Annotated in this window: 2 protein-coding genes; both read right to left on the reverse strand. The window is 73.6% G+C overall.

Annotation, left to right across the window (positions count from 1 at the left end):
• Nucleotides 1-496: class I tRNA ligase family protein (locus I5E_RS21090; protein WP_042723549.1), on the reverse strand; the 496-nt coding region annotated here is incomplete at its 3' end.
• Nucleotides 497-621: 125 nt separating this feature from the next.
• A partial coding sequence (cydC, locus tag I5E_RS03330) for a thiol reductant ABC exporter subunit CydC (RefSeq protein WP_022905741.1) occupies nucleotides 622-2,285 on the reverse strand: 1,664 nt, incomplete at its 5' end.

Genomic DNA, 2,285 nt, shown 5'->3' on the forward strand with positions numbered 1-2,285 from the left:
AGTTGACCCAGCTGTCCTTGCGGTAGGCCAGGCCCTTCTCGTACATCTTGAGGAACAGCCACTGGTTCCACTTGTAGTACTCGGGGTCCGAGGTGTGGATCTCGGTCGTCCAGTCGAACGAGGGCGCGTACCGCTTGAACGACGCCTTCTGCTGCTCGATGTTCGCGTAGGTCCAGTCCTTCGGGTCGACCCCGCGCTTGATCGCCGCGTTCTCGGCCGGCAGCCCGAACGAGTCCCAGCCGATCGGGTGCAGCACGTTGAAGCCCTGCTGCCGCCAGTACCGCGCCACGAAGTCGCCGAGCGCCCAGTTCTCGGCGTGCCCCATGTGCAGGTCGCCGGACGGGTACGGGAACATCTCGAGGATGTACTTCCGGGGACGCGTGTCGTCGAGGTCGGTCGTGAAGAGCCCGAGCTCCTCCCAGCGCGGCTGCCACTTCTCCTGCAGACGACGGAAGTCGTAGGCGTTCGGGTCCTCGGGGTACGGCTCGGTGGTCACGGAACTCTCATTCAGTCTGGAGGCACGGATCACGTCCGTCGGACGCGCTCCGGTGGTCAAGGATATAAGGCCGGGAGGAACGGATCACCGCACCGGCGTCGGCCCGCCCCCGGCGGGTGGTCGGCTCACGCCGCCACGAGTCGCCCGTCGCGCATCCGCAGGGTCCGGTCGACGAGGTCCGCCGCGACGGGCACGTGCGACACGATGACGACCGTTCTGCCGTCCTGCCGCGCGGCCCCGACGAGGTCGCGGAGCACGGCGTCACCGAGGTCGGGGTCGATGTCGGCCGTCGGCTCGTCGAGCACGAGCACCGGGAACGCGTGCAGGAGCGCCCGGGCGAGCGCGAGCCGGTGCGCCTGCCCACCGGAGACCAGGGCCCCGCGCTCCCCCACGCCCGCGTCGAGGCCACCGCGACCGTGGACCCAGGCGGCGAGACCGACCCGGTCGAGGACGGCGAGCAGCTCGTCGTCGGTCGCGGTGTCGCGGGCGAAGAGCAGGTTCTGCCGGACCGACTGGTCGAACACGAACGGGTCCTGCTCGATCAGGCCGACGCGCGCCCGGACGGCGTCGGGGTGCATGTCCCGCGCCTCGACACCGTCGAGCGTGTACGAGCCCTCGTGGTCGACGAACCGGACGAGGGCGTCCACGAGCGTCGACTTGCCGGCGCCGCTCGGGCCCTCGAGGACGACGACCTCGCCGGGGTGCAGGTCGAGCGACACCCGGTCGACGGCGGCGGCCGCGGCGCCGGGCCAGCGCACCGAGACGTCACGGAGGGCGACGGCGACCGGACCGTCGACCACGAGCGAGGCGGGGTCGGCGTCGGCGTCCGGCTCGGGGACGATGCCGGCCGGCACCTCAGCCGGGACGACCCGCTCGACCCGGTCGGCCGCGGCGCGGACCCGGCGGAACGTCAGGACCGCGAGCGGCACCCCGCCGACGACCTCGAACAGGGCGAGCGGCACGAACACGGCGAGGGCCCAGAGCGGTCCGTCGAGCGCTCCGGTGACCACCGCGGGAGCGCCGACGGCCAGGATCCCGACCACCGCGCCGCCCCCGACGAGGCCGACGAGCGCACCGACCAGGGACTCGACCGTCCCCCGACGCCGCACCGCCCGGGTCACCCGGGCGTCGAGCCGGGCGATGTGGTCGAGCCGTTCGTCGAGCGTGCCGTACGCGGCGAAGACGTCGAGCGTCCGCACGGTGTCGAGCACGAGGTCGGCGACGTGGCCGCGGTCCGCGGCCGTCTGCTCGTCGGAGCGCCTGGCGACCGACAGGGTGACGACCGAGCCGAGCAGCGCGGCCACGGCGAGGGCGACGAGCAGCACGACCGCCGCCGGCACCGACACGACGGCGACGGCGATGACCGAGAGCAGCGCCGCCACCCCGGCGGACACGAGCGGACCGACGACCCGGATCGGCAGGTCCTGCAGCCGGTCGGTGTCCGTGACGAGCCGGGTGAGGAGGTCACCGCGGCCGGTGGCGCCGAGTCCCGCCGGCGCGACCGAGGACAGCCGGCGGTACATCTCGGTGCGGACGACGGCGAGCTGCCGGAACGACGCGTCGTGCCCGGCGAGGCGGTCCACGTAGCGCAGGGCCGCCCGGCCGAGCGCGAACGCACGCACGCCCACCATGACGAGCGTCAGGTACAGGATCGGCGGGTGCTCGGCCGCCCGGGTGATGAGGTAGCCGCTCGCCGCGAGCAGCGCGACGGCGCAGACCGCGCTGAGCGCACCGGCGGCGACCGCCTTCGCCCACCCGGCGCCGTGCGGCATCGCGAGCCGCAGGACCG

Source organism: Curtobacterium sp. B18 (assembly GCF_000333375.1).
Classification (GTDB): Bacteria; Actinomycetota; Actinomycetes; order Actinomycetales; family Microbacteriaceae; genus Curtobacterium.